Origin of the sequence: Pseudoflavonifractor sp. MSJ-30 (genome assembly GCF_018918045.1) — a bacterium.
Classification (GTDB): domain Bacteria; phylum Bacillota; class Clostridia; order Oscillospirales; family Oscillospiraceae; genus Faecousia.
In genome coordinates this window covers 16,244-38,923 of sequence record NZ_JAHLPU010000032.1, presented here as the reverse complement: position 1 = coordinate 38,923, position 22,680 = coordinate 16,244, and the positions used below count along the sequence as shown (strand labels likewise).

At 55.1% G+C, this 22,680-nt stretch carries 20 protein-coding genes; 12 read left to right on the top strand and 8 right to left on the bottom strand.

All coding sequences use genetic code 11. The features are described from left to right. Positions 1-349: 349 nt before the first annotated feature. Both KQI10_RS05120 and KQI10_RS05115 read left to right on the top strand, forming a co-directional pair. Positions 350-1,132 carry a hypothetical protein gene (locus KQI10_RS05120; RefSeq protein WP_216566338.1) on the top strand — a complete coding sequence of 261 codons (783 nt, stop codon included), beginning with the start codon at positions 350-352 and terminating at the stop codon, positions 1,130-1,132. 3 nt (positions 1,133-1,135) lie between these two features. Beyond that, positions 1,136-1,618 (top strand): hypothetical protein, encoded by a 483-nt coding sequence (locus tag KQI10_RS05115; RefSeq protein ID WP_216566337.1) that lies wholly within the window; start codon positions 1,136-1,138, stop codon positions 1,616-1,618. Positions 1,619-2,024: 406 nt separating this feature from the next. Here the strand turns inward: KQI10_RS05115 and KQI10_RS05110 are convergent, their stop codons facing one another. The 3 genes from KQI10_RS05110 to KQI10_RS05100 form a co-directional block, all read right to left on the bottom strand. Next, complete coding sequence (locus KQI10_RS05110) at positions 2,025-3,080, bottom strand: virulence RhuM family protein (protein ID WP_216566336.1); 1,056 nt, start codon at positions 3,078-3,080, stop codon at positions 2,025-2,027. Between the two features lie 69 nt (positions 3,081-3,149). Next, entirely contained in the window at positions 3,150-4,574 is a 1,425-nt protein-coding gene (locus KQI10_RS05105; protein WP_253285161.1) for a type I restriction enzyme endonuclease domain-containing protein, read from the bottom strand. 52 nt (positions 4,575-4,626) lie between these two features. Beyond that, the gene (locus KQI10_RS05100) at positions 4,627-5,625 is read right to left on the bottom strand and encodes a LacI family DNA-binding transcriptional regulator (RefSeq protein WP_216566335.1); all 999 of its coding nucleotides are present in this window, start codon (positions 5,623-5,625) and stop codon (positions 4,627-4,629) included. Positions 5,626-5,875: 250 nt separating this feature from the next. Between KQI10_RS05100 and KQI10_RS05095 the strand changes: the two genes are divergently transcribed. The 8 genes from KQI10_RS05095 (at position 5,876) to KQI10_RS05060 (ending at position 14,896) form a co-directional block, all read left to right on the top strand. Continuing rightward, entirely contained in the window at positions 5,876-7,519 is a 1,644-nt protein-coding gene (locus tag KQI10_RS05095; protein WP_216566334.1) for an ABC transporter substrate-binding protein, read from the top strand. 102 nt (positions 7,520-7,621) lie between these two features. Next, a complete protein-coding gene (locus KQI10_RS05090; protein ID WP_216566333.1) occupies positions 7,622-8,596 on the top strand; it encodes an ABC transporter permease in 975 nt (324 codons plus the stop codon). A gap of 2 nt (positions 8,597-8,598) precedes the next feature. Continuing rightward, on the top strand, positions 8,599-9,450 hold the full coding sequence (locus KQI10_RS05085; protein ID WP_216566332.1) for an ABC transporter permease: 852 nt from the start codon (positions 8,599-8,601) through the stop codon (positions 9,448-9,450). A 12-nt stretch (positions 9,451-9,462) separates the two neighbouring features. After that, a complete protein-coding gene (locus KQI10_RS05080; RefSeq protein ID WP_216566331.1) occupies positions 9,463-10,449 on the top strand; it encodes an ABC transporter ATP-binding protein in 987 nt (328 codons plus the stop codon). Positions 10,450-10,451: 2 nt separating this feature from the next. Beyond that, positions 10,452-11,408, top strand: a complete 957-nt coding sequence (locus KQI10_RS05075) for an ABC transporter ATP-binding protein (protein ID WP_216566330.1) — start codon at positions 10,452-10,454, stop codon at positions 11,406-11,408. Further along, the gene (locus KQI10_RS05070; protein WP_216566329.1) at positions 11,395-13,179 is read left to right on the top strand and encodes a PHB depolymerase family esterase; all 1,785 of its coding nucleotides are present in this window, start codon (positions 11,395-11,397) and stop codon (positions 13,177-13,179) included. Before KQI10_RS05075 ends, KQI10_RS05070 begins: the two co-directional genes overlap by 14 nt. A gap of 22 nt (positions 13,180-13,201) precedes the next feature. After that, entirely contained in the window at positions 13,202-13,921 is a 720-nt protein-coding gene (locus KQI10_RS05065) for a VOC family protein (protein WP_216566328.1), read from the top strand. Between the two features lie 12 nt (positions 13,922-13,933). After that, positions 13,934-14,896 carry a PfkB family carbohydrate kinase gene (locus KQI10_RS05060; protein ID WP_216566327.1) on the top strand — a complete coding sequence of 321 codons (963 nt, stop codon included), beginning with the start codon at positions 13,934-13,936 and terminating at the stop codon, positions 14,894-14,896. A 133-nt stretch (positions 14,897-15,029) separates the two neighbouring features. On the opposite strand, the gene KQI10_RS05055 is transcribed toward KQI10_RS05060, so the two are convergent. From KQI10_RS05055 to KQI10_RS05030, 5 genes are all read right to left on the bottom strand, one after another. Beyond that, positions 15,030-15,734, bottom strand: coding sequence for an ISL3 family transposase (locus tag KQI10_RS05055; protein WP_216566326.1), 705 nt, complete (start codon positions 15,732-15,734; stop codon positions 15,030-15,032). A 156-nt stretch (positions 15,735-15,890) separates the two neighbouring features. Beyond that, the gene (locus tag KQI10_RS05045; protein WP_216566325.1) at positions 15,891-16,319 is read right to left on the bottom strand and encodes a CBS domain-containing protein; all 429 of its coding nucleotides are present in this window, start codon (positions 16,317-16,319) and stop codon (positions 15,891-15,893) included. 52 nt (positions 16,320-16,371) lie between these two features. After that, positions 16,372-17,376, bottom strand: a complete 1,005-nt coding sequence (locus KQI10_RS05040; protein ID WP_216566324.1) for an aspartate-semialdehyde dehydrogenase — start codon at positions 17,374-17,376, stop codon at positions 16,372-16,374. 14 nt (positions 17,377-17,390) lie between these two features. After that, positions 17,391-18,704 carry an aspartate kinase gene (locus KQI10_RS05035; protein WP_216566323.1) on the bottom strand — a complete coding sequence of 438 codons (1,314 nt, stop codon included), beginning with the start codon at positions 18,702-18,704 and terminating at the stop codon, positions 17,391-17,393. A gap of 13 nt (positions 18,705-18,717) precedes the next feature. Further along, the gene (locus KQI10_RS05030; RefSeq protein WP_216566322.1) at positions 18,718-19,839 is read right to left on the bottom strand and encodes a homoserine dehydrogenase; all 1,122 of its coding nucleotides are present in this window, start codon (positions 19,837-19,839) and stop codon (positions 18,718-18,720) included. A gap of 194 nt (positions 19,840-20,033) precedes the next feature. On the opposite strand from KQI10_RS05030, the gene thrC reads away from it, so the two are divergent. Both thrC and thrB read left to right on the top strand, forming a co-directional pair. After that, positions 20,034-21,467, top strand: a complete 1,434-nt coding sequence (thrC, locus tag KQI10_RS05025; protein ID WP_216566321.1) for a threonine synthase — start codon at positions 20,034-20,036, stop codon at positions 21,465-21,467. 155 nt (positions 21,468-21,622) lie between these two features. Beyond that, entirely contained in the window at positions 21,623-22,513 is an 891-nt protein-coding gene (gene thrB, locus KQI10_RS05020) for a homoserine kinase (RefSeq protein WP_216566320.1), read from the top strand. The last annotated feature ends 167 nt before the right edge of the window (positions 22,514-22,680 follow it).

Here is a 22,680-nt window from a genome sequence, read left to right as displayed (position 1 = left end):
TCCCGAGTGGCCAAAGGGGACAGACTGTAAATCTGCTGCTTATAGCTTCGGTGGTTCGAATCCACCTTCCCCCACCAAACGAAAGAAATCCGAACTTTTTCCCTGTGGGGGATGGGTTCGGATTTTTTGTTTATGTCAGGGATATTTCCTATTAAATTTGTGCCAGCAGCATCGTCTGAGGATAGAGGCTGCTGGCGGTTATTTTCTATCAGAACTTATGCAATTTACATATTGCGATATGGCGTAGATAGCACTATAATAGAAGAAACATTTGGCAGATTAAAGTGGTTGGTAGCGGTTCATTGTTTATCAGGCAGTTTTTTATTAAAAAGATAGGTGGATTATTCTGATGAGATTTAGAACATTTCAGTTGATAGGAGAACGAGATGCTGTGTCCTTAGCTGACGTACAGAAAATACATAAGTCTGGGCAGGAAACTTTTCAGCCCCCTGGTCAAAAGAACCTGTATAGTTTTGAGACCTCAATTATCGATGAGCGGTTTTTCTGGCTGTCGTGTAAATACGATGATGCTGCAAGCTTTGTTGATTATGTTATTAATCAGCGTACCGGAGAAAAAGAAGTAAATCCACGAAGCAAGAGCCAGATTGAACCTCGAAAGCAGTTTTTTGCATGCTATGACACAAAGACGTGCTTGCTGTATTTAACCGACATGACACGCAAGGCAACATTGACGGCGTACCTTTCCGATACAATCCAGAAGCAATTTTTGATCAAGAATGTATATGCATCCGTAGATGAATTCTGCGCTAGAGTCAGGGCTATTCGTGGATTTAGATTCACACAGATTGACAATGTATTTGGTAGAGCTAGCGATATTTTTCAGCAAATAGGCAATATTTTTGGATTGGATTTGCCTGAGAAAGTTCAGCTAAAAGTTGGCTACGGAGATATTCCAGTTCACGAAGGTCGTTGCATTATTGATAGGTTTCAAAAGAAACGAGATGAATTTCAGGATGTCGTTATAATTGGCGTTGATGATGAAGGCGTAGAGCAGACCTTTGACTTTTCATCAATAATTAAACACATCGAAATACACCCTGTGAAAGATGAAAATGAACAATACGACCCAGTAGAAGTGAGAGAGCTACTGCTAGCAGAACTGAGGAAATAGGCAATGTACGAACGTCATAAGCGCCTAATTGTCATTATTTTTATTGCCGTTCTTATCGCTGCAATAATCCTAAATGCGGACTATTCGAAAATTGCGGAAGCCAGTATTTCTGTTATGTCAATAGCAGTAGCAGTTTATATTAGTGCAACTTCCGTTATTTTGGGAAGCACATATGCCGAAAAATTAAAGGGGCAAGTTGATTCTAAAATTACAACAAGTACAAGCCTCGGCGTGTTAGCTGCATATCTTCGGAACGCTGGTGCATTAGCGGTTATAATGATTATGATTAGCACATTATACGTCCTCAAAATCGGCACGCCCAAACCGATAGCGATTCTCTTAACGAATAATGGCTGGCATACAATTGGAACGCTGATTTTAAGAGTAGTTTCTGCCATTTCCTGTGGATTGTTTGCGGTCAATATCGTGTTTATGTATCTCATTCTTCTGTTCCTTATCAATTCTATGAGCAAATCCGTAAAGTAGGTGCTGTAGATTTACCGCAGAACGTAACGATTAGTAATTGAGGGGTTACCGATAGTTCTTCGACCTACATGCTTTTATTCGCAATAATGTATTGCAAAAGGCAATCATTTCTCTTTGTGCAAAGCTTTCACAAAACTTTGTCATCTTTACCGAATTTTGAGGAACAATCTTTCGTGTGTAAACTTTTCCACCTCTCGTTTTGTATCTGATTTCCAACCTATCGAAAATTATGTGCCCGTAGCTTTAACGACCCTTCAAAGCTACGGGCACATAACGTTAAAGAAGAAACTCGGTTTTGGAATAGTACGATTATGTTCTATTCATGGAGTACATTTGTAATATTTTGTCTCTTTTATTTACTTGCTTTCTATTGTGATTGTGGTCATAGCATCGACCCTGATGGGCATTATTTCTCATCTTTCGCAGGTTCTTCCTGCACCGCTGCTCCGCCCAGCAGGATTCTGTCAAAATCGCTTAGGAACTGCTGATCCTGCCGTACACGGAACTTTTCAAATTCACACAACGCATGCTTCTGAGCAATCTCGGCAGAAATAGAACCTGCATTTGTCAGGACTTCTTTTCGGGATAGTCTCAGCAATCCCTCAAACTGTTCAGTCCAGTCCTGCATTGTCATTGGGACTTGCTCAGAAGCTCGCAACTCCGCCAAATCCAGGTACGCATTGACGATTCTGGCCATTGCCGAGAGTTCCTCCTGGGTCAGGTAGTTCTTGGCAACAGTCACATCAAACCTCTGGATTTTGCCATTCGGGGCATCCTTCCAGGTGGTCAGGCCCATGTGGTCTTTTTCGCTGTCCGCCCGATGGTAAATCACCTCTGCGGCTGTTTCTCCGTGGATTGCCCAGTGCAACTGATTCTGTACTCTGGCAAAAAACTTCCTAGTCTCGTATGCTTTGGGGTCATAGTCTACGCTGGTTGCATAGATGTCCGTAATTTTTTGATAGAATCGCCGTTCTGACAGACGGATTTCCCGAATGCGCTCCAGCTGTTCTTCAAAATAATCCTTGGTCAGAATGGTTCCAAAGTTTTTAAGCCTCTCATCATCCATGGCGAAGCCTTTGATGGTGAATTCCTCAATCACAGCATTCGCCCATTTACGGAATTGCACCGCCTTTGGTGAATCCACCTTGTGTCCTATTGCAATGATTGCTTTCAGATTGTAATGCTTTGTATTGTAGGTCTTTCCGTCAGCGGCAGTTATTCGAAAATTTCGAATAACTGAAGTTTCATCCAGTTCACCATCAGCAAAACACTTTTTCAGGTGGTAATTGACGGTATGAGGTTCCACCTGGTACAGAACCCCCATCATTTTTTGGGAGAGCCATACATTTTCGTCCGCATATATGGCGTTCACATCGCTTTCGCCAGTAGCGGTGATGAATGTCAGGTACTCAGCCGCAGAGGAGCGGGTTATGGAGTTTTCCTGTTGTTTCTTTTTGGGCATAACCTAACTGCCTTTCGTTTTAGAATGGTGTTTTCACATATATCAATTTTTCTTTATACGTGTGATTTATTACGCATACTTTTTGAAATTTTCCGCTTGCTCTAAAACTTCTTTATAAACGTCATCAATGGTCACTGGCGGATACCCCGCTGTATCTAGCAGTAAAATCAGGTCTACTTGCAGATTTGCCTTAATGTCATCACGGGTAGACCAGTCGGTGTATTTAGCTTTGTCATCGACAATAATCTTAATCCGCTTTGACAATTCAATCATCTTATCGTCCGGGTACTTGAACTCATACTTCTTGGCAACCGCCTTGAGAATGTCATAAAAGGCTTTTTCCTCGTAGTCAATTCCCATGCCCTTGAAGGAGTCTTTTTCCTTTTTGAGTTCTTCAAGGAGCTTCGCAAGCTGCTCCGCCACATCGTCAAGAACTTCATTAGCAAAAGCCTCATCACGACGGCGATTGTTGTACTCATCAACAACCCGCTTGAGGCGGTCTGAGAACTCCATGCCCATAATGCGGTTGACTTTTTTATACTCATCAATCGCTTGAGAAAGAAGCCTCTGCAACACCTTTATCTTTGTGTTTGGAAGTTGGATTGCATTGATCTTATCCAGATACTCGTCACTGAAAATATCAACAGAGATGTGCTTTCCCGTCTCAAACAGTTCCTCTATACCATCAGATTGAATTGCACCTTCAAGAAGTTCACGGACGCGGGCATTCATTTGTGAAATGTCAGGGGCATCACCCTTTGTGAGTTTGAAAAGAATAGAGCGCACAGCACAGTAGAAGTGCAGATAGTCCTTTTCTTTATCAGAGATAGCCTCACTTGAACTGCATAGGTTGAACGCTTGTTTCATGCGTTTGACTGCCGCCATAAAACGAGTTTCCAAATCTTCCGTGAGCTGTACATACTCAACAGCCCGATTGAGGCAAGCAAGCTGCTCTTTCGGTGAGCCGTTGAAGTAATCCGTGCTATTGAAGTTGTGGAACATCTGAGCCAAGACATCGAGCTGGTCTTTAACAATCGTGATAGACTGCTCGACGCCTTCAAACTCATCGCTCTCAAAGTTGGTGTATTTCTTGAGGGCGAGATTCATGTTTTTCTTAATGCCGATGTAGTCCACGATCAAGCCCTTGTCCTTGCCGGTATAGACGCGGTTGACGCGGGAAATCGTCTGGATAAGGCTGTGCTGCTGGATGGGCTTGTCGATGTAGATTGTGTCGAGTGCCGGTACGTCGAAGCCGGTAAGCCACATATCAACAACGATGGCAATTTTGAAGTTTGATTTAACGTTCTTAAACTGACGGTCAAACTCCTTGCGATCATCTTTCGTTCCCAGCATTTCATAAAGCTCAGGCTCATCATCTTTATTTCGCGTCATGATGAGCTTGATCTTCTCGATGGGTTTGAGTTCCTTTTTCTCTTTTTTCGTCAGTTGAACCCCGTCAGGGCAACCCTTTTTCTCTGCCCATTCCGGTCTCATTCCAACTATAATCTGATAAAAAGCGTATAAAGGGTTTCGGACTCCGTTTTCTCTAAAATATCAGTTTGTTCTGTTCCACAGGCATAAAGGCTGCCTGCAGGATCACGTTTTGCAGCGGTGCTTCCGGGCTGTGCATCCGGGAGAGCAGCAGCTTTCCGGCGGTGCGGCCCAGCTCGGCGGTGGGCTGGCTGATAAGGCTCAGTTTTTGCAGTCCGTACTGGGCGTGGTCGCTGTCCAGAAAGCCCAGCAGCTCCATGTCCTTCGGTACGCTGAGCCCCCGTTTGCCCAGAAGGATCCGGGCCTCCACGGTGAGCACATTGTTGGAGATGGCCAGGGCAGTGCAGCCCAGCTCCAGCAGTGCGTCCAGGTTCTCCGCTTGCAGCTTGGTAGAGGAGGTACCCGCACGGATCAGGTGTTCGGTGCTGAGTCCCGCGGCATCCATGGCGTCCTGGTAGCCCTTGCGCCGGTCGGAGGTGGTGGAAATGCTGTGAATGCCCGTGAGAAAGCCGATTTTCTGGTGCCCCTTGCGGATCAGGTAGTCAATGCCCATGCGCATGGCACTGTAGCTGGAGACGTACACCGCGTCATAGGGTGCGCCGGGCAACTGCCGGTCGATGAGCACCACGGGGAAGCCCTTGGGAATGGCGGCGGAGAGTTTCTGGCCGTCCGCCATGGCGGAGGCGATGATCAGCCCGTCCACCAGTCCGCTGGTGAGCACATTCAGACCGTCCAGCTCTCGCTGGGGATCCTCCCGGGTGTTCAGAACCAGAAGCCGGTATCCCTCCTGGGCCAAAACATCCTCCACCTCTTCGATCATGGTGGAGAAAAAGGCGTTGGATATATCTGGCACTACAAAGGCAACCAAATTGCGCTTGCCGGTTTTGAAGCTGCGGGCGGTGGAATCCGGTACATAATGCAGCTCCTCAATGGCTCTTTCTACAGACAGCCGAGTCGGCTCATTGACGTTTCGGGTCCCGTTGATCACGTGGCTCACTGTAGCAATGGATACCCCGGCCCTTGCCGCCACATCTCTGATACTGATATTCTTCATAGACACTCCGTTAAACGGTTAAATGAACAAAAATTTTTGTTAACTGCAAATCATTACCGTGTTACTTATATAATATCAGGTTTCCTTCAAAAAAGATATGTAGTTTATGCACAATTTTTGAACGAAAAACTTATGAAATATGAACGGTTGAAATTTGCTGCAAGTAATGTTATTATTCAATCAAGAAAAACGTTTACGCAAACGTTTTATCGGACAGGAAAATGAAATCAAAACAGAAGGGAAGAAAAACATGAAATTCAAAAACATTCTTGCGGGCGTGCTGATCGCCGCCTCCGCGCTGTCGATGACGGCCTGCGGCGCAGGCAGTTCCTCCGCCGGCGGCTCCGGCTCTGCCACCCCGGCCCCCAGCGCTACCGCCGCTGCCTCTGAGGTACAGGACAAGGTCATCAAGGTGGCGACCACCTCTGACCCTGCCTCTCTCGGCACCTACGACGAGGGTTCTTCCAGTGGCCGCTGGATCACCCTGACCTTCACTTATGAGACCCTGGTTTACATCGACAATGACGGCCAGTTCAAGGGCATCCTGGCAAAGGATTGGGCCAAGAACGAGGAGCTGTCCAAGGACGGCAAGGCCGTGTACGACGTGGAAATCTACGACTACATCACTGATACCGCCGGCAACCACCTGACCGCTGACGACATCATCTTCTCCTACAACGAGTGTCTGGCCAACGGCAAGGGCAACCAGCACAGTGCCCTGACCGGCGGCATGGAGTCCATTGAAAAGACCGGTGACTATTCCATTCGTTTTACCTGGAAGCGGGATTCCGCGGGCGAATTTGAAGATGCCATGTCCAAGGTCCTGGTGGTTTCCCAGAAGGCTTATGAGGACAGCGGCGACTGCATGCGTACCAAGCCTGTGGCTACCGGCCCTTACTATGTGAAGGATTGGTCTACCGGCACCTCTCTGACCCTGGCCAAGAACGAGAACTATTGGCAGAAGCCGGAGCTCTGCGGCAGCTATCAGAAGCAGAACGCCGATGAGATCGTCTTCTACTTCGTCTCCGAGGCTTCCCAGATTGCCATTGGCCTGGAGACCGGCTCCTACGATATGAACAACACCCTGAACTTCACCAACGCCTCCCGCTTCATGGAGGGCGGCGCGGACGCGGCCAACTTCACCGTGGATTCCGAGCGTGACGCGTTCCTCCAGCAGATCTGGGTCAACCGCTCCGAGGAGAGCCCCCTGCACGATCTGCGCATCGCCCAGGCAGTGCTCTACGCCATCGACCAGGACGGCCTGATCCAGGCAGTCGCCGAGGGCCATGGCGAAAAGGTCTACTGCTACGGCAGCGACATCAACATCGGCTTCCAGGAGAAGTGGAAGACCGAGGACTACTACAACTACAATGTGGACAAGGCCAAGGAGCTGCTGGCGGATGCCGGCGTGGCAGACGGCAGCCTGAACCTGACCATTCTCTGCGACAACGACGAGACCCGCGTGAAGATCGCCCAGGTCGTGAAGCTGTACCTGGCAGAGGTTGGCATCAACGCGGAGATCACCTCCTTCGACCAGGCCCTGTGGAACACCTACCAGACCGACCCCACCAAGTTCGACATCAACATCTCCTACAACGGCGGCTGGGGCTACATCACCAGAACCTGGAACCAGCTGGATTCCACCCGTTATGAAAAGCACAACATGGCCATGGTCCGTGACGACAAGCTGGACGATCTGATCCATACCGCGCAGGTCTCTCAGGATCCCGCTGACATCGACGCTGCCAAGCAGTACATGACCGAGGAAGCTTACCACTACGGCCTGTTCCATAAGGAGCTCTACGGCATCACCAGCAACGCGAAGGTAACAGAGGCTGTCTACGACTACAGAGGAAACCTGGTGCCCGGCGCCTGCACCTACGTCTGGAACTGATCGCAAAGTTTTCTCCGAGGGCGGCAGTATTGCCGCCCTTTCCCGTGAACTGAGTAACAAAGAACCGAAAACCGGCCTTTCCGGCCCTCCCGGAGGAATGATATGTTTCGATTTATTACCAAGCGTTTGTTACAGATGATCCCCGTGATCCTGCTGGTGGCGACGCTTATTTTCACAATTCTTTATATGGTGCCGGGCGATCCGGCCCAGATCATGCTGGGCAGTACCGCAACGGAATATGAGCTGGCCGAAATGCGGGAGCAGCTGGGCCTGAACCGGCCCTATATCGTCCAGCTGGGCGAGTTCCTGTACAATACCTTCATCCGCTTTGACCTGGGGACCTCTTACCTCACCGGCGCGCCGGTGTCCGCGGAGATCGCCAGCCGTCTGCCCAGGACCCTGACGCTGGGTATTGCCTCCATGGTGCTGGCTTTCGGCATCGGCATCCCTCTGGGCGTTACCGCCGCCGTACACCAGAACGGCTGGGGCGACCGGATTAGCATGATCATCGCCCTGCTGGGCGTCTCCATCCCCACCTTCTGGCTGGCCATGCTCATGGTGCTGCTGTTCTCCCTGAAGCTGCGCTGGTTCCCCGCCAGCGGCATCGGCGGCTGGGAATACTATGTGCTGCCCACGGTGTCGCTGTGCTTCGGCGGTCTGGCCACCCAGGCCCGGCAGTCCCGTTCCAGCATGCTGGAGGTCATCCGCAGCGACTATGTGGTAACGGCCCGGGCCAAGGGCCTGTCCCAGCGGGAGGTCATTTTCAAGCACGCCCTGCCCAACGCCATGAACCCCATCATCACCCTGGCCGGCAACAACCTGGCCGTGATCTTCGGCGGCAGCGTGGTTATTGAGAACGTGTTTTCCTTCCCCGGCATCGGTCAGTATATGATCAACGCCATCAACCAGAGAGATTATCCCATCGTCCGGGGCTGCGTGGTGATGCTGGCCGTGGTCTTCGCGGTCATTATGCTGCTGGTAGACCTGTGCTACGCCTTTAACGATCCGCGCATCAAGTCCCGCTATGTGAACACGGGCAAAAAGAAACCGGCCAAAGCGGCGAAAGAGCAGGTGTGACCATGGAGAAAAAAGAAAATCGATTCCTTGTGCTTGCCAAGCGCATGAGCCGGAACACCAACGCGATGATCGGCCTGGCCATTTTTGTGGTGCTGGTGCTGTCCATCATCATCGTGCCCCTGGTATCCCCCTATGACTACAGCAAAATGGATGTGACCGCGCTGCACCAGACGCCCTCCGCCGCCCATTGGTTCGGCACGGACGACCTGGGCCGGGATATTTTCACCCGTGTCTTCTACGGCGGCCGGTATTCTCTGAGCATCAGCATTGCCGCCGTGGCCTTCTCCACCGTGATCGGCCTGTTCCTGGGCGCGACCGCCGGTTACTTCGGCGGAACCTATGACACGCTGGTCATGCGCTCGCTGGACATCATCCAGGCAATTCCGTCCATCCTTTTAACCATTATCATTTCCGCCGCCCTGGGCGTGGGCATTGACAAGACTATTATCGCTATTTCCGTAGGCACCATCCCCTCCAATGTCCGGCTGCTTCGGGGCACGGTGATGCAGACCCGTGAAAACCAGTATCTGGAGGCGGCGGAGGCCATCGGCTGCAGTACGCCCCGGAGGATCCTGCGGTATGTGATCCCCAACAGCTGGTCGCCCCTGATCGTCTCTGCCACTATGGGCATTGCCAAGATGATCCTGGAGCTGGCTGCCCTGAGCTACATCGGCCTGGGCGTGCCCGCCTCCATCCCGGAATGGGGCAGCATGCTTTCCAACGCCAGAGGCTTCCTGCGCGACTATCCGTATATGCTGATCTTCCCGGGCATCTTCATCGCCCTGTCTGTGCTGAGCCTGAATATGATCGGCGACGGCCTGCGGGACGCGCTGGACCCCAAACTGAAGGACTAAGGGGGAACCGATATGAACAATCAAAACGCTTTCCTGAGGGTGGAGGATCTTCGGGTAGAATATGTTTCCGGCGGCAAGACCGTCCACGCGGTCAACGGCGTCAGCTTTGACCTGGAGCGGGGCAAGACCCTGGGCCTGGTGGGCGAGACCGGTGCCGGAAAAACCACCATTGCAAAAACCATTCTGCGGATCCTGCCGGATGCCCAGGCCAAAATTGCTGACGGTAAAGTGATGCTGGACGGCCAGAATCTGCTGGAGCTCAGCGAACGGGCCATGCGTAAGGTTCGCGGCGGCCAGGTGACAATGGTATTCCAGGACCCCATGACCGCGCTGAACCCCATTATGACCGTCGGCGAGCAGATCGCCGAGGTCATCCGCAAGCACCAGACCCTGCAGGGCGAGACCGCCCGGCAGCTGGCGGAGGATATGCTGGCCATGGTCGGCATCCCCAAGGAGCGCTACGGCGAGTATCCCCACCAGTTCTCCGGCGGCATGAAGCAGCGCGTGGTCATCGCCATGGCGCTGGCCTGCAACCCCCATCTGCTGCTGGCTGACGAGCCCACCACTGCCCTGGACGTCACCATTCAGGCCCAGGTGCTGGATATGATGGAGGAACTGAAAAACAAGTACAATACGGCCATGATCCTCATTACCCATGACCTGGGCGTGGTGGGCAGAATGTGCGACGACGTGGCGGTGATCTATGCCGGTGAGGTGCTGGAGTACGGCACCAAGGAGGAGATTTTCCTGCATCCCTGCCACCCCTATACCGTGGGCCTGTTCGGGGCCATCCCGGATCTGTCCGTGGATACCCGCCGTCTGGCGAACATCGAGGGCCTGCCCCCCGATCCCACAGACCTGCCCAAGGGCTGCTGCTTCAATCCCCGCTGCCCCTACGCCACGGAGGAATGCCGGCAGGAGAAGAGCCCCCTGGCAGAGGTGCGGCCCAACCACCTGTGCAGCTGCAGATATTGGAACAAGGTAGGAAAGGAGAGCTGACTATGGCACTGCTGGAAGTTAAAAATCTGAAAAAGTATTTCTACGGCCCCAAGGGCGCCGTACACGCGGTGGACGACGTCACCATGTCCATTGACGCGGGGCAGACTATGGGTGTCGTGGGTGAGTCCGGCTGCGGCAAGTCCACCCTGGGCAGAACCATTATCCATCTGCAAAAGGCCACCGACGGCCAGGTGCTCTTCAACGACAAGGACATCACCAACCCCACAAAGGAAGAGCTGAAGCGTCTGCGCAGCGACATCCAGATCATTTTCCAGGACCCCTATTCCTCTCTGAACCCCCGTATGACGGTGGAGGATACCATCCGGGAGCCGCTGCTGATCAGCGGCCGGTGCAATAAGAGCAACGTGGACGCGGAGACGGAGCGGCTGATGGATATGGTGGGCATTGCCCGCCGGATCAAGATGAGCTATCCCCACGAGCTGGACGGCGGCCGCCGCCAGAGAGTGGGCATTGCCCGGGCCTTGGCGCTGAATCCAAAGTTCATCGTCTGCGATGAGCCGGTTTCCGCTTTGGATGTGTCCATTCAGGCCCAGATTCTGAACCTTTTGATGGATCTGCAGGAGGATCAGGGCCTGGCCTATATGTTCATTACCCACAACATGTCGGTGGTGCGGCATATTTCCCACAATATTTCCGTGATGTATTTGGGCCAGCTGGTGGAAACCAGCCCCACCAAGGAACTGTTTGAGGAGCCTCTGCACCCTTACACCAAGGCGCTGCTCTCTGCCATTCCTTCAACAGATATTCTGCACCCCAGAAAGCGGATCGTGCTCAACGGCGAGATCACATCGCCCATTGATCCTCCTCCTGGCTGCCGGTTTGCAGACCGCTGCGCCTACGCCACGGAGGCGTGCCGCCAGCCCCAGAAGCTGGAAGAGGTGAAGCCCGGTCACTTTGTGGCCTGCTGCAGATTGGGTGAGATCCATGACGAAGTATAATAGCTATCATTTCGACCCCAAGAACAACCGCTCCATACTGATGCCCCGGCTGCCCAAGCAGGAGGCCTTTGCCAAGGCGTTGGCAGGGCATCAGAAGCGGGACAAGTTCCCTCTGATCCCCGAGGAAAAGCTGAATCGGAATCCCTATTTTCAGTGCAACCTGGGGCTGCACCGAAAGGAGCTGGCGATGGAGACGGGGACGCGGCACTACGGTATCTACGTCCCCGACGGCATGATCAGCAAGGGGGCGGGACTGGTGCTGTTTCTTCCCTCCGGGGTCCGGGCGGCGGACTTTGCCGCCTTCGAGAACTGGCAGGCCCTGGCGGAGAAATATCACACCGCGGTGTTCCTGCTGGAAAGCGGTCCGGCGGGCTGGACAAAGGAGAGCCTGGAGGCGGACTTTGACTTCGCCTGGGGCGTGGTCAGCCGGGAGTTCTCCGGAAGACTGACGGTGGACGTATGCGAGTCCTATTTTTACCCCCTGGGGCTGGGGGATGCCGCGGCTGTGGCAGCCGCCTTTGCCCTGACCTACAGCGCGGCCTTCCCGGCCTTTGCGGTGGATGGTGACTGCGATGTGGACCCGGATCTGCTGGACACCCTGCGCGCCCTCCCCGCCGACGGCGTGCCCACCCGGAAGAAGACGGACATTCCCATGCCCGCCTTTGTGACGGACCGGACGGGCTGCGGAGGCGCTTTGAAAGCCTATCTCCGGCAGCTCATGGGCTGGGACGGCCCCGCGGCGTATCGCAACGCCTACGGCGAGGTCTACCCCCAGAAGTCTCCGGTAGGGACCTGGTTCGTCAACGACCAGCCCATTGCGGAGGTGTGGTACGGGACCGGGGAGGCAGACCTTTCCCGGGAAGAACAGAATGAGGCCATGGTGCGCTTTGTGCTGCGCTGGTCCCGCTGGGGCGGCTCCGGCAGCAACCACCTGCGCTATAAGGAGAGCAGCGCCCAGATGGGGCTGCGCCGGGTGGCGCTGGAGGTCAACGGCCTGCCCCGGTTTTACGATGTTTACGTGCCCTCCTGCTATCGGCCGGGGGACGGAAAGCAGTATCCCCTGGTGCTGGCCATTCACGGAATGTCCTGCAACGCGGAGTATTTTGAAAAGACAAGCGAGTGGCACCGGGTGGCGGAAGCGCGGGGCTTCTTCGTGGTCTATGCCAGCGCCTACCCCCACAACGACGGTATAGCCCGGTTTCCGGTGCCCCATTGGGCTCTGAAAACCATGGACGTAGAACTCAAGGACGAACTGACTTATTTCCGTCGCCTCCTGGCGGGGGTGCAGGCGGAGTACGCCATTGACTCCAAGCGCATTTACGCCGCGGGTCACTCCAACGGCGGCCAGATGACACAGGCATTGCTGCGGCAGATGCCGGAAACCTTTGCCGCTTTCGGCCCCACCGGCGCGCTGCTGGGCTGGCGGGAGGATCAGGTGGAGCTTCCCACGAAGAAGCTCGTCTGCCCCGTGTGGTTTATGATGGGCGAATATGACGTCGCCGACCCGGAGCCCCGGGAGGGTTCCATGGCCCGCAGGACCATCGAGGCCTATGCCGGGAGCAACGGCGCGGTATCCTCCGGCGGCTGGTATGACAACGGCATTTACCGCACCCTGTCGCTGTACGACGGCAGCCATATGCCGGTGGTACGCTATACCGTGATCCGCGGCTGCCCCCATACCTACACCCCGGAGATGGCGGAGCTGACCTGGAACGAGTGGTTCAGCCATTTCACAAGAGAGCCCGATGGCTCTGTACATTACCACGGATAAACCGGGAAGGAGAGCGTTTCCAATGGAGCACTTGAATCGAATAGGGGTGGCCCGTATCCGGACACCCCATCCGGAGCAGGCGGCGGCCTTCCTTCGGCAGCATCTGTGGTGCGAACCGGTGGAACGGGGGCAGACCGCGGTGCGGTCGGGAGGCTTTGAAATGGAGTTTGTCCACTGGGACGGAGCCCTGGATTCCTGTGCGCCCGATGCCATGCTCTGCGGCCTGCGGCATATTGCCCTGGAAGCCGATGATATTCATGAGGCTTTGGACCGGTGTCGGGCCCAGGGACTGCGCTTGCAGACGGCCCCGGACGGCGGCCCCCGGCTGAGCCAAAAGGTTTATGGGACGGGGCTTCGTTATTTCAACATTCTTACCGAATTTGGCGTTGTGATAGAGGTGACGGAGAAACATCCGGGCAGTGCGCCCAAGGCGGAGCGTCCGGTGTGGGGCCTGGGGCATGTGGGCATCCAGGTGCCGGAGCTTGCCGGGAGTCTCCGCTTTTACGAAGAATTGGGGTTCCGGCAGGACTTTGCTCCGGTGAAAAATGAGACGCCGGACGGGCCGGTAGACTGCTGCATGGTCACCCGGGCCGGCCTGACTCTGGAGCTCTATGCCTTCACCCGTTATGCGGATGCTCCGGTGCAGACGCACCCGGCATTTTCAGAACTGGTGATTTCGGGGCTGCAAAATGGGGTGCGGGGCCCTGCTGGGGAATGGCTCGGAAAAGCTGAATCAAAATAAGGAGATGGGCAAATGAACGAAAGTTTTGACGTGGTGGCGCTGGGAGAACTGCTGATCGATTTTACCGGTAGCGGAAAAAGCGCTCAGGGCAACGGCCTGTTTGAAGCCTGCCCCGGCGGGGCACCCTGCAATGTGCTGGCCATGCTGCGGAAGCTGGATAAATCCTGCGCCTTTGTAGGCAAGGTGGGGGACGATATGTTCGGCTGCCTGCTGCAAAGCACCATCCGGGAGGCAGGCATCAATGCGGATGCTCTGATCATGGACGGAAAAATCCCCACCACTCTGGCTTTTGTCCAGACCATGGCCAACGGCGACCGGGATTTCTCTTTCTATCGCAAGCCCGGTGCGGATATGATGCTCACAGAGGAGGAACTGCCTTTGGAGCGCATCAGAAACGCCAGAATTTTCCACTTTGGCACCCTGTCCATGACCCACGAGGGGATTCGGGCAGCGACGGTGAGGGCCGTGTCCAATGCAAAGGAGGGGGGCGCCCTGATTTCCTTTGACCCCAACCTGCGGCCCCCGCTGTGGGAGAACCTGGAGGATGCCCGCCAGGCCATTTCCTGGGGTCTTGCCCAGTGCGACATTCTGAAAATTGCGGACAACGAACTGGAATTTATGACCGGCCAGAAAGATTTCTATCAGGGAGCCGCCATGTTGCAGGAACGCTATCCCAATATCCGGGTGCTGAACGTCACAGCAGGGGCAGAGGGCAGCTACAGCTTCTACGGCCAGGAACCGGCTGTGTTTGTCCCTGCCTGCAAGCTGGGGGGTGTCATCGAAACCACCGGTGCCGGAGACACTTTCTGTGCCAGTGTTCTGAATTTTGTTCTGGAACACGGAATTCAGGGCCTGACCGTGGAGGAACGCCGGGAAATGCTCCGCTTTGCCAACACCGCCGCCTACATCGTTACCACCCGCAAGGGTGCCATCCGGGCCATGCCCACCCGGGAAGAAGTGCTGGCACTGCTATAAGAATAGATCCGGGATCGGCTGAAAACAGCCGACCCCGTTTTTATGGAGGAAAACGGCTCTATATCAATAGTTGGGGAAGAGACAAAAACAAATAATTGCAAGTCGTGTCGGAGAGAAATCTCCGGCACGATTTTTATGTACGGCAGAAGAGGATTCTATTTCTGAAGTTACAGAAGTTACGCATTCCGAAGCAGACGCGCTTTAAGACTTTTGTTCTGTTGTTGCAGCCTTCAATAAAGCCGTTTGACCATGGTACATCCATAGAATTGAGGATTTCGTTGAACCAGTTGCGATATGCTTTCGTACAATCGTTGAATTCAGGCAGATCCATAACTTCCACGGCCAGCAGCCAATCTGCAATCTTTGGCTTGCCCTCAGCCGAGGATCCGGAACGAATCACAGTAAGGAACTCGTTCTTCAGACGATAGGCATCGGCAAGGCGTGGGGCGATCTCAAACATGAGCGCCAATCGGTCAGCTTCTTCATCTGTCAGGTTTTCAATGGGTTTCATCAGCAGATATCTGGATTTTTTGAAGTACTTTCGGAATCCGGCAGACAGCTTATTCTGTTCATTCTTTCTGACCCGTTCCATCGCCAAGTAGACTTGCCGAATAACATGATACCTGTCTGCAACGATAACCACATTTTTGAAGCAAACATTAGCTACCTGCCGAAAGTATGGATTCATGTCACAAACAAAGTATTTTACGCTCTTTTTGGATTCAAATTGTGAGAAATATTTAATCAAATCACTCTCATAACGGTTAGGAAGAATGTCTATAACCTTGCGGTTTTGCGAATCGGCAACGGGGTCAGGCTCATCACCTGACCCCAACATTTATTATAGAACCTTTCTTATGTTTGGCGGGTTTGCTGCGTATCTGTGTCTGCCAACCGGTGGCGGGGCTGCATGGCTGGAAGCGGAACACGCTGCTCAGCATTGGCGCAGGCATCGTTGCCTATATGCTGCCGGTGCAGCTGGAGTTCTGACGCTTTACCGGCTGGACAGGTTATCGCTGATCTCTGACAGCGCGTCGGAGGCGTCGATGGCGGTCTCCTCCCGGCCCGCCAGATCCCCCAGGCTGACCATACCGCAGAGTTTCCCATTCTCCACCACCGGCAGCCGCCGGATCTGCTCCCGGCCCATGAGGTGGGCAGCCAGGTCCGCCTCCATATCCGGTCTCGCCGTCACCACCCGGGCTGTCATAACCTGGGATACCTGGGTTTTCAGAGGGTCGCGGCCCGCCGCTAGGCATCGGGTCACAATATCCCGGTCCGTCACCAGTCCCTTCAGACTCCCGTCATAGCCGCACACCGGCAGAGCTCCGATATTGTACTGCGCCAGCATCCGGGCGGCCACCCCCACCGGTTCCTCCGGCCGGATGCGGATTACCTTGCCGGTCATCATTTCCCGCAATTTCATAAAAATGCACCTCCGGCGGAAATTCTGCCCGAGGTGCATTGGTTTTATTCACTTATTCCTTTACCAGCAGCTCCGCAATCTGGATGGCATTGGTAGCTGCGCCCTTGCGGACCTGGTCGCCGCAGCACCAGAGGCACAGACCGTTCTCGTCCGTCAGGTCGGGACGGATGCGGCCTACAAAGACGATATCCTGGTCGCTGGTGTCCAGGGGCATGGGATACTGCCTGTTGGCCAAATCGTCTACCAGACGGCAGCCGGGAGCTTTGGCGATGACCTCCCGGGCCTCCTGAACGGAGATGTGCTTATCGAAGTGCAGACTTACGGAAATGGAATGGCTGCGGACCACGGGAACCCGGACGCAGGTGCAGGAGACCTTCAGCTCCGGCAGATGCATGATTTTCCGGCCTTCGTTCTGCATTTTCATTTCCTCGCTGGTGTAGCCCTCGAACTGCTCGCCGCCGATCTGGGGAATCAGATTGTAGGCAATCTGATGGGAGAACACCTTGGGCTCGTAGGTCTTGCCCTCCCGGATGGCCTCCACCTCGTTCATGAGCTCAATGGGGCCGCCGGCTCCGGCGCCGGAGACTGCCTGATAGGTGGAGGCGGTCATGGTCCGGATGGGGGAGATGCTGTTCAGCGCGTTGACAGCCGTCACGGTGATGATGGTGGAGCAATTGGGGTTGGAGATGATGCTCTGGTGGTTCTTCACGTCCTCAGGGTTGATTTCGGGAACAATCAGGGGCACCTTGGGGTCTAAGCGGAAGGCGGAGGAATTGTCCACAAAGACCGCACCGGCCTTCACAATGGCGGGGGCGAACTTCTTGGCGATGTCATTCTCCGCAGCGCCCAGCACAATGTCCACACCCTGGAAGGCTTCGTCCCGGGCTTCCTCAATGGTAACGTCCTCACCTTTGAATTTCAGGGTTTTGCCGGCGCTTCTGGCGCTGGCCAGAGGCAGGAGCTTGCCCACAGGGAAATTACGCTCCTGCAGAATTTTGATCATTTCCTGTCCTACGGCGCCGGTAGCGCCCAGAACAGCAACGGTGTACAGTTTCATAGGAATACCTCCTTTTACTTTACAAAGCTATTGTACAGTACCCGAATGGCGTCGGAGAAATCCCGGTTATCCACGCCGAAGATAATATTCAGCTCATCCGGGCCCTGGTTGATCATACGGATGTTGATGCCGGCCTGGCCAAGGGCGGCAAAAATCTGGCCGGAAACGCCGGGCCGGAAGGCCATCTTGCGGCCTACGGCGGCTACAACGGCAATCTGATCGTGGACGGTCAGGCTGTCCGGCTCCACTTCCTTCTGAATCTCTCCCAAAATGGTGTACAGGCTGGAGGCGATGGACTCCGTAGGCATTACCACAGACACATTGTCAATGCCGTTGGGCACATAGTCCACGGAGATGTTATGCCGCTCCAGAACCGTCAGCACTTTGCGCAGTACGCCCACCTCATTGCTCATGCCACGCTTGGTCAGGGCGATGATGGTGAAGTCCTTTTTGCCGGTAATGCCGGTGATGAACCGGTGGGGATCGGAATTGCCCTCGAACCGCTCCTGAATCATGGTGCCCGGGTCCTGGGGGGCGTTGGTGTTGCGGATATTCAGGGGGATGTTTTTCTCCCGCACGGGGAAGATGGTGCCCTCGTGGAGCACCTGGGCGCCGGAATAGCTCAGCTCCCGCAGTTCGTCATAGGTGACTTCCGGGATGGTCTGGGGATTTTCCACAATCCGGGGGTCCGCCATCAGAATGCCGGAAACGTCCGTCCAGTTTTCATAGACGTCCGCGTCCAGTGCAGCGGCGGCAAGGGCGCCGGTGATATCGCTGCCGCCTCTTGTAAAGGTCTTGATCTTACCATCGGGCAGCTGGCCGTAGAAGCCGGGAATGACGACGCCGATGCCGTCTACCTGATTGCGCAGGGCCTCATAGCTGCTCTCCTGATCCACGGTGCCGTCAAAGCGGAAGTGGACCCAGTCGGCGGCGTCCACGAACTTAAAGCCCAGATAATCCGCCATAAGCCGGGCAGAGAAATATTCGCCCCGGCTGGCAAGTTCGTCCTGGGTGACGGATTTGTTGTCCAGCTTGGCCTTCAGAGCGGCAAACTCCGGTTCCAGATCAATGGAGAGATCCAGATCCCGGGCAATCTCCCGATACCGGGAGGTGATCATTTCAAAAACCCCGGAGCAGTCCACGCCATATTGGGTGTGGGCATAGCACAGGTACAGCAGATCCGTGATTTTGTGGTCCTGCTTACTCCGCTTTCCGGCGGCGGAGACCACCACCACCTTCCGCTCCGGGTCCGCCAGAAGGATATCCCGGATCTTCCGATATTGCCCGGCATCCGCCATGGAGGAGCCGCCGAATTTGACTACTTTCATATTTGACCTTCTTTCACGCAAACGCCGCCATGAAGGCGTCCGGGTGGGCTTTCAGCCACTGGTGCATGACGCTGACCTCAACGGGCTTCGTCACAACCGCACCGGCCCAGTGCTTTTCCGTGTTTTCCTTGAGCCACAGGTCCTCCTGGGCTGTACGGACATAATAGCGCAGTTTTACACTGTTGTCTATGGCGACTTTGCGGCCGGGAGCCGTATAGAAGCCCTTGCCATGGAGGAAGTCCACGCAGTCCTGCACCACATTGTATGCGGTGGGATACCTGCCCGCACCCTGACCGAAGAAGCTCTGGCGGCCGGAAATGTTGCCCTCCAGCGTAATGAGGTTGTAGTTTGCGGGCACTGCTGCCTCCGGCTGGCCCAGAGGGTACAGCGTGGGCTGCACATAAGCGGAATAATTGCCGGACAGGCAGTCCGCCGTGGATACCAGCTTGCACACCAGACCGTTTGCGCTGAAATTGGCCACATCCTCCGCGCCGATCCGGGAAATACCCGCGGCGGGAACCTCGGAAATATCCAGACTGACACCAAAGCCGATGTTGGCGGAGACGATGAGCTTGTGCCAGGTATCGATTCCCTCCACATCCGTGGTGGGGTCTGCCTCGGCGTAGCCCAAGGCCTGAGCCTGCTTCAGCGCCTCGCTGTAGCCCAGCTTCAGCCGGGTCATGGAGTCCAGAATGTAGTTGCAGGTGCCGTTCATAATGCCGCCTACATGATGGATGGTCTCAATGCGCCGTGCCCGCTCCAGTTCGGAAAGCCAGCCGATGCCGCCGCCGACGGAGGCGGTGCAGCGCAAAAAAACGCCCTTTTCCCGCGCCAGGGGGATCAGCTCGTCAAAGCAAGTGGCAATCAGGGCCTTGTTCGCGGTGGCCACGTTCTTTCCCGCCAGAATGGCGCTGCGGACATATTCATAAGCGGGGTGCAGGCCGCCGATGGCCTCCACCACGGTGTCAATTTTCGGGTCGTTCAGGATATCCTCAAAGTTATGGGTCACGGCGGCATCCGGCAGCTCCAGATCCCGGCGGCACAGCACCCGTGCGATGGCTATATCCTCCCGGCCCGCGATGATCTCATAAACGCCCCGGCCCACAGTGCCGAAGCCCAAAAGTCCGATCTGCATTCTTCTCTCTACCTACTCTCTTTTCACAAATTGCGGCTCTGTTTTTATGATTAGTTTGTGTGGGAAAAACACTTGCTTTTTTATAACTGCCAGTATATCATATACCTGCCCAAATTGCAATTGAAACAAACCGCAATTGCGCCCCCTGACTTTCGGGGCTTTTTGTGCAATTCAACCTGTAGGAGGGAACCTTTATGGATTATATTTCTACCCGGGGGTTATCCCCGGCTGTTGACAGCGCCCAGGCTGTGCTGTCCGGTCTGGCGCCGGACGGTGGGCTGTATATGCCGGAGGCCATTCCGGCCTTTGACTGGCAGCGTTGCCTGACACTTTCCGCCCAGCAGATGTCCGCGGAAATTCTGAAGGCCCTGCTGCCGGACATTCCCGATATGGATACCCTGGTGAAAAACGCCTATACAGGAAAATTCGAGACGGAAGATCTGACACCTACGGTCCCTGTCGGAGATTTTCAGGTGCTGGAGCTGTTCCGGGGGCCCACGTCCGCCTTTAAGGATGTGGCACTGAGCATGCTGCCACAGCTGCTGACCGCCGCGAAAAAGGAGAAGGGCATCGCGGAAGAAATCCGCATTCTGACGGCAACCTCCGGCGATACGGGCAAGGCGGCTCTGGTGGGGTTCCGGGATGTGCCCGGGGTGAGCATCTGTGTGTTCTACCCCTACGGCGGCGTCTCCCAGGTCCAGCGGGCGCAGATGGTGACCCAGGAGGGAAGCAATGTCCATGTCTGTGCCGTAGAGGGCAACTTCGACGATGCGCAGACCGGCGTGAAGAACATTTTTGCTGCCTGTCAGGGAAAGCGGCTGCCCTTCCTGCTGTCCTCCGCGAACTCCATCAATATCGGACGTCTGGCGCCGCAGATCATGTACTATTTCCGCTCCTACGCGGATCTTCTGGCACGGAAGACCATTGCGCTGGGAGACAAAGTGGATTTCTCCGTTCCCACCGGCAATTTCGGGGATATACTGGCGGGCTATCTGGCCAAGAGGCTGGGTCTGCCTGTGGGCAAGCTCATCTGTGCCTCCAATGCCAACAATGTGCTGACGGACTTCCTGACCACCGGCGTCTATGACCGCCGCCGTCCTCTGCTGAAGACCACCTCTCCCTCCATGGATATTCTGGTGTCCTCCAACCTGGAGCGGCTGCTGTATCTGCTGTCCGGAGACACGGCGCTGGTGGCAGGACTCATGAAGGACCTGAACGAACAGGGCTTTTACAAGGTGCCGGACAGCCTCCTTGCTGCCATTCAGGCGGAATTCGCCGCCGGGTATTGCGATGACGCCCGGGCGGAGAACTATATCGGGAAGGTTTATCGGGACCACGGTTACCTTATGGATCCCCATACCGCCTGTGGCTGGGCCGTGGCGGAGCGGCAGAAGGGCGAAAACCCCATGGTCGTCCTCTCCACCGCCTCCCCTTACAAATTCTCCACCGCCGTCCTCACTGCCATCGGGGGCGATACTTCCGGCAGCGAATACGACCGCATGGAACGCCTGCGGGCACTGACCGGCGTACCCATCCCGGCAAACCTCGCCGCTCTCCGGGAAAAGCCCGAACGGCATACGGGGGTCATTCCGAAAGAGAAGATGCTGGAGTTCGTGCTGGGACGGTAGTAAGAAATTGACAATTGACAGTTGACAATTAAGGAGTTTCCTCCGGAAATAATTCAAAAAACTAAATTTGTCCCGGAAGGGGCACCATAATTGTCAATTGTTCATTGTCAATTGTCAATTAATCTCTTCCCGCACCTGTAAAAGGAGACAGAAAGATGAAGAACCAAGTAACCATCCGCGTGCCGGCTACCACGGCCAACCTGGGACCCGGGTTTGATGCTTTCGGCTGCGCGCTGAGCCTGTACACCGATGTGACCTTCGAAGAAACGGAGGAAGGGCTGGAGATTACCGGCTGCGACGAGGCATTTACAGGGCCCGACAACCTGGCCTATACCTCTTACTGCGCCGTGCTGGCCTCTCTCAGCGAGGAGGTCCGGGGCGTAAAGATCCACATCGATGCCCATATCCCCATCTGCAGAGGCCTGGGGTCCTCTGCCGCTCTGCTGGTGGCGGGCGCCATGGGCGCAAATGTGCTGCGGGGCAATAAGCTCAGCACCCAGGGCCTGCTGAACATCACCAACGCCATGGAAGGCCACCCGGACAACCTGGCACCGGCCTTTTACGGCGGCCTGACGGCCTCCATGGTGGACAGCGGCCTGCCGGTCACGGTCAGCTTCCCCCTGCATCCCGGTTGGGAATTCCTGGCCCTTGTGCCGGACTTCAACCTGGCCACATCTCTGGCCCGTTCCGTGCTGCCGGAGCAGGTGTCCCGGGCAGATGCCATCTATAATATCTCCCACGGCGCCATGGTGCTGAAGGCACTGGAGCTTGGAGACGAAAAGCTGCTGCGCAGCGCCATGCAGGATCGGCTTCACCAGAATTATCGGAAAAAGCTGATTCCGGATTACGAGAAGATTGAGGCACTGGTCCGCACCACCGGCGCGGCCTTCTGCCTCTCCGGCGCGGGTCCTACCTTGCTTGTCATGACCAGAAACCCCAGGCTCTCCGGTATCCTGCGGGAAAAGCTGCCCAAGATCACCGAACGCAGCTGGGAGATCCTGCCGCTCCATGTGGAGTTCCAGGGCGCAAAGCAAATTGACAATTGAGAATGGAGGAATGACAGCCAGGGGCCTCCCCTGGCTGTCATTTTTTGCCGCAATCGCGGCAAATTTTTGTCTTGACGAATGGAAATCTGGGGGATATAATAAGACTGTATGTTGGGTTTGTATGGCCTGACAGCGGAACAGCCCGGTTTCCGGGCAAAAGAAGAATC

Coding starts and splice junctions, on each gene's coding strand:
- KQI10_RS05105 (WP_253285161.1), bottom strand. CDS start 4,574: ATGAGACCGGAATGGGCAGAGAAAAAGGGTTGCCCTGACGGGGTTCAA.
- KQI10_RS05110 (WP_216566336.1), bottom strand. CDS start 3,080: ATGCCCAAAAAGAAACAACAGGAAAACTCCATAACCCGCTCCTCTGCG.
- KQI10_RS05055 (WP_216566326.1), bottom strand. CDS start 15,734: ATGTTGGGGTCAGGTGATGAGCCTGACCCCGTTGCCGATTCGCAAAAC.
- thrB (WP_216566320.1), top strand. CDS start 21,623: ATGAAGAACCAAGTAACCATCCGCGTGCCGGCTACCACGGCCAACCTG.
- KQI10_RS05120 (WP_216566338.1), top strand. CDS start 350: ATGAGATTTAGAACATTTCAGTTGATAGGAGAACGAGATGCTGTGTCC.
- KQI10_RS05035 (WP_216566323.1), bottom strand. CDS start 18,704: ATGAAAGTAGTCAAATTCGGCGGCTCCTCCATGGCGGATGCCGGGCAA.
- KQI10_RS05090 (WP_216566333.1), top strand. CDS start 7,622: ATGTTTCGATTTATTACCAAGCGTTTGTTACAGATGATCCCCGTGATC.
- KQI10_RS05070 (WP_216566329.1), top strand. CDS start 11,395: ATGACGAAGTATAATAGCTATCATTTCGACCCCAAGAACAACCGCTCC.
- KQI10_RS05030 (WP_216566322.1), bottom strand. CDS start 19,839: ATGCAGATCGGACTTTTGGGCTTCGGCACTGTGGGCCGGGGCGTTTAT.
- KQI10_RS05115 (WP_216566337.1), top strand. CDS start 1,136: ATGTACGAACGTCATAAGCGCCTAATTGTCATTATTTTTATTGCCGTT.
- KQI10_RS05040 (WP_216566324.1), bottom strand. CDS start 17,376: ATGAAACTGTACACCGTTGCTGTTCTGGGCGCTACCGGCGCCGTAGGA.
- thrC (WP_216566321.1), top strand. CDS start 20,034: ATGGATTATATTTCTACCCGGGGGTTATCCCCGGCTGTTGACAGCGCC.
- KQI10_RS05045 (WP_216566325.1), bottom strand. CDS start 16,319: ATGAAATTGCGGGAAATGATGACCGGCAAGGTAATCCGCATCCGGCCG.
- KQI10_RS05085 (WP_216566332.1), top strand. CDS start 8,599: ATGGAGAAAAAAGAAAATCGATTCCTTGTGCTTGCCAAGCGCATGAGC.
- KQI10_RS05080 (WP_216566331.1), top strand. CDS start 9,463: ATGAACAATCAAAACGCTTTCCTGAGGGTGGAGGATCTTCGGGTAGAA.
- KQI10_RS05075 (WP_216566330.1), top strand. CDS start 10,452: ATGGCACTGCTGGAAGTTAAAAATCTGAAAAAGTATTTCTACGGCCCC.
- KQI10_RS05060 (WP_216566327.1), top strand. CDS start 13,934: ATGAACGAAAGTTTTGACGTGGTGGCGCTGGGAGAACTGCTGATCGAT.
- KQI10_RS05100 (WP_216566335.1), bottom strand. CDS start 5,625: ATGAAGAATATCAGTATCAGAGATGTGGCGGCAAGGGCCGGGGTATCC.
- KQI10_RS05095 (WP_216566334.1), top strand. CDS start 5,876: ATGAAATTCAAAAACATTCTTGCGGGCGTGCTGATCGCCGCCTCCGCG.
- KQI10_RS05065 (WP_216566328.1), top strand. CDS start 13,202: ATGGAGCACTTGAATCGAATAGGGGTGGCCCGTATCCGGACACCCCAT.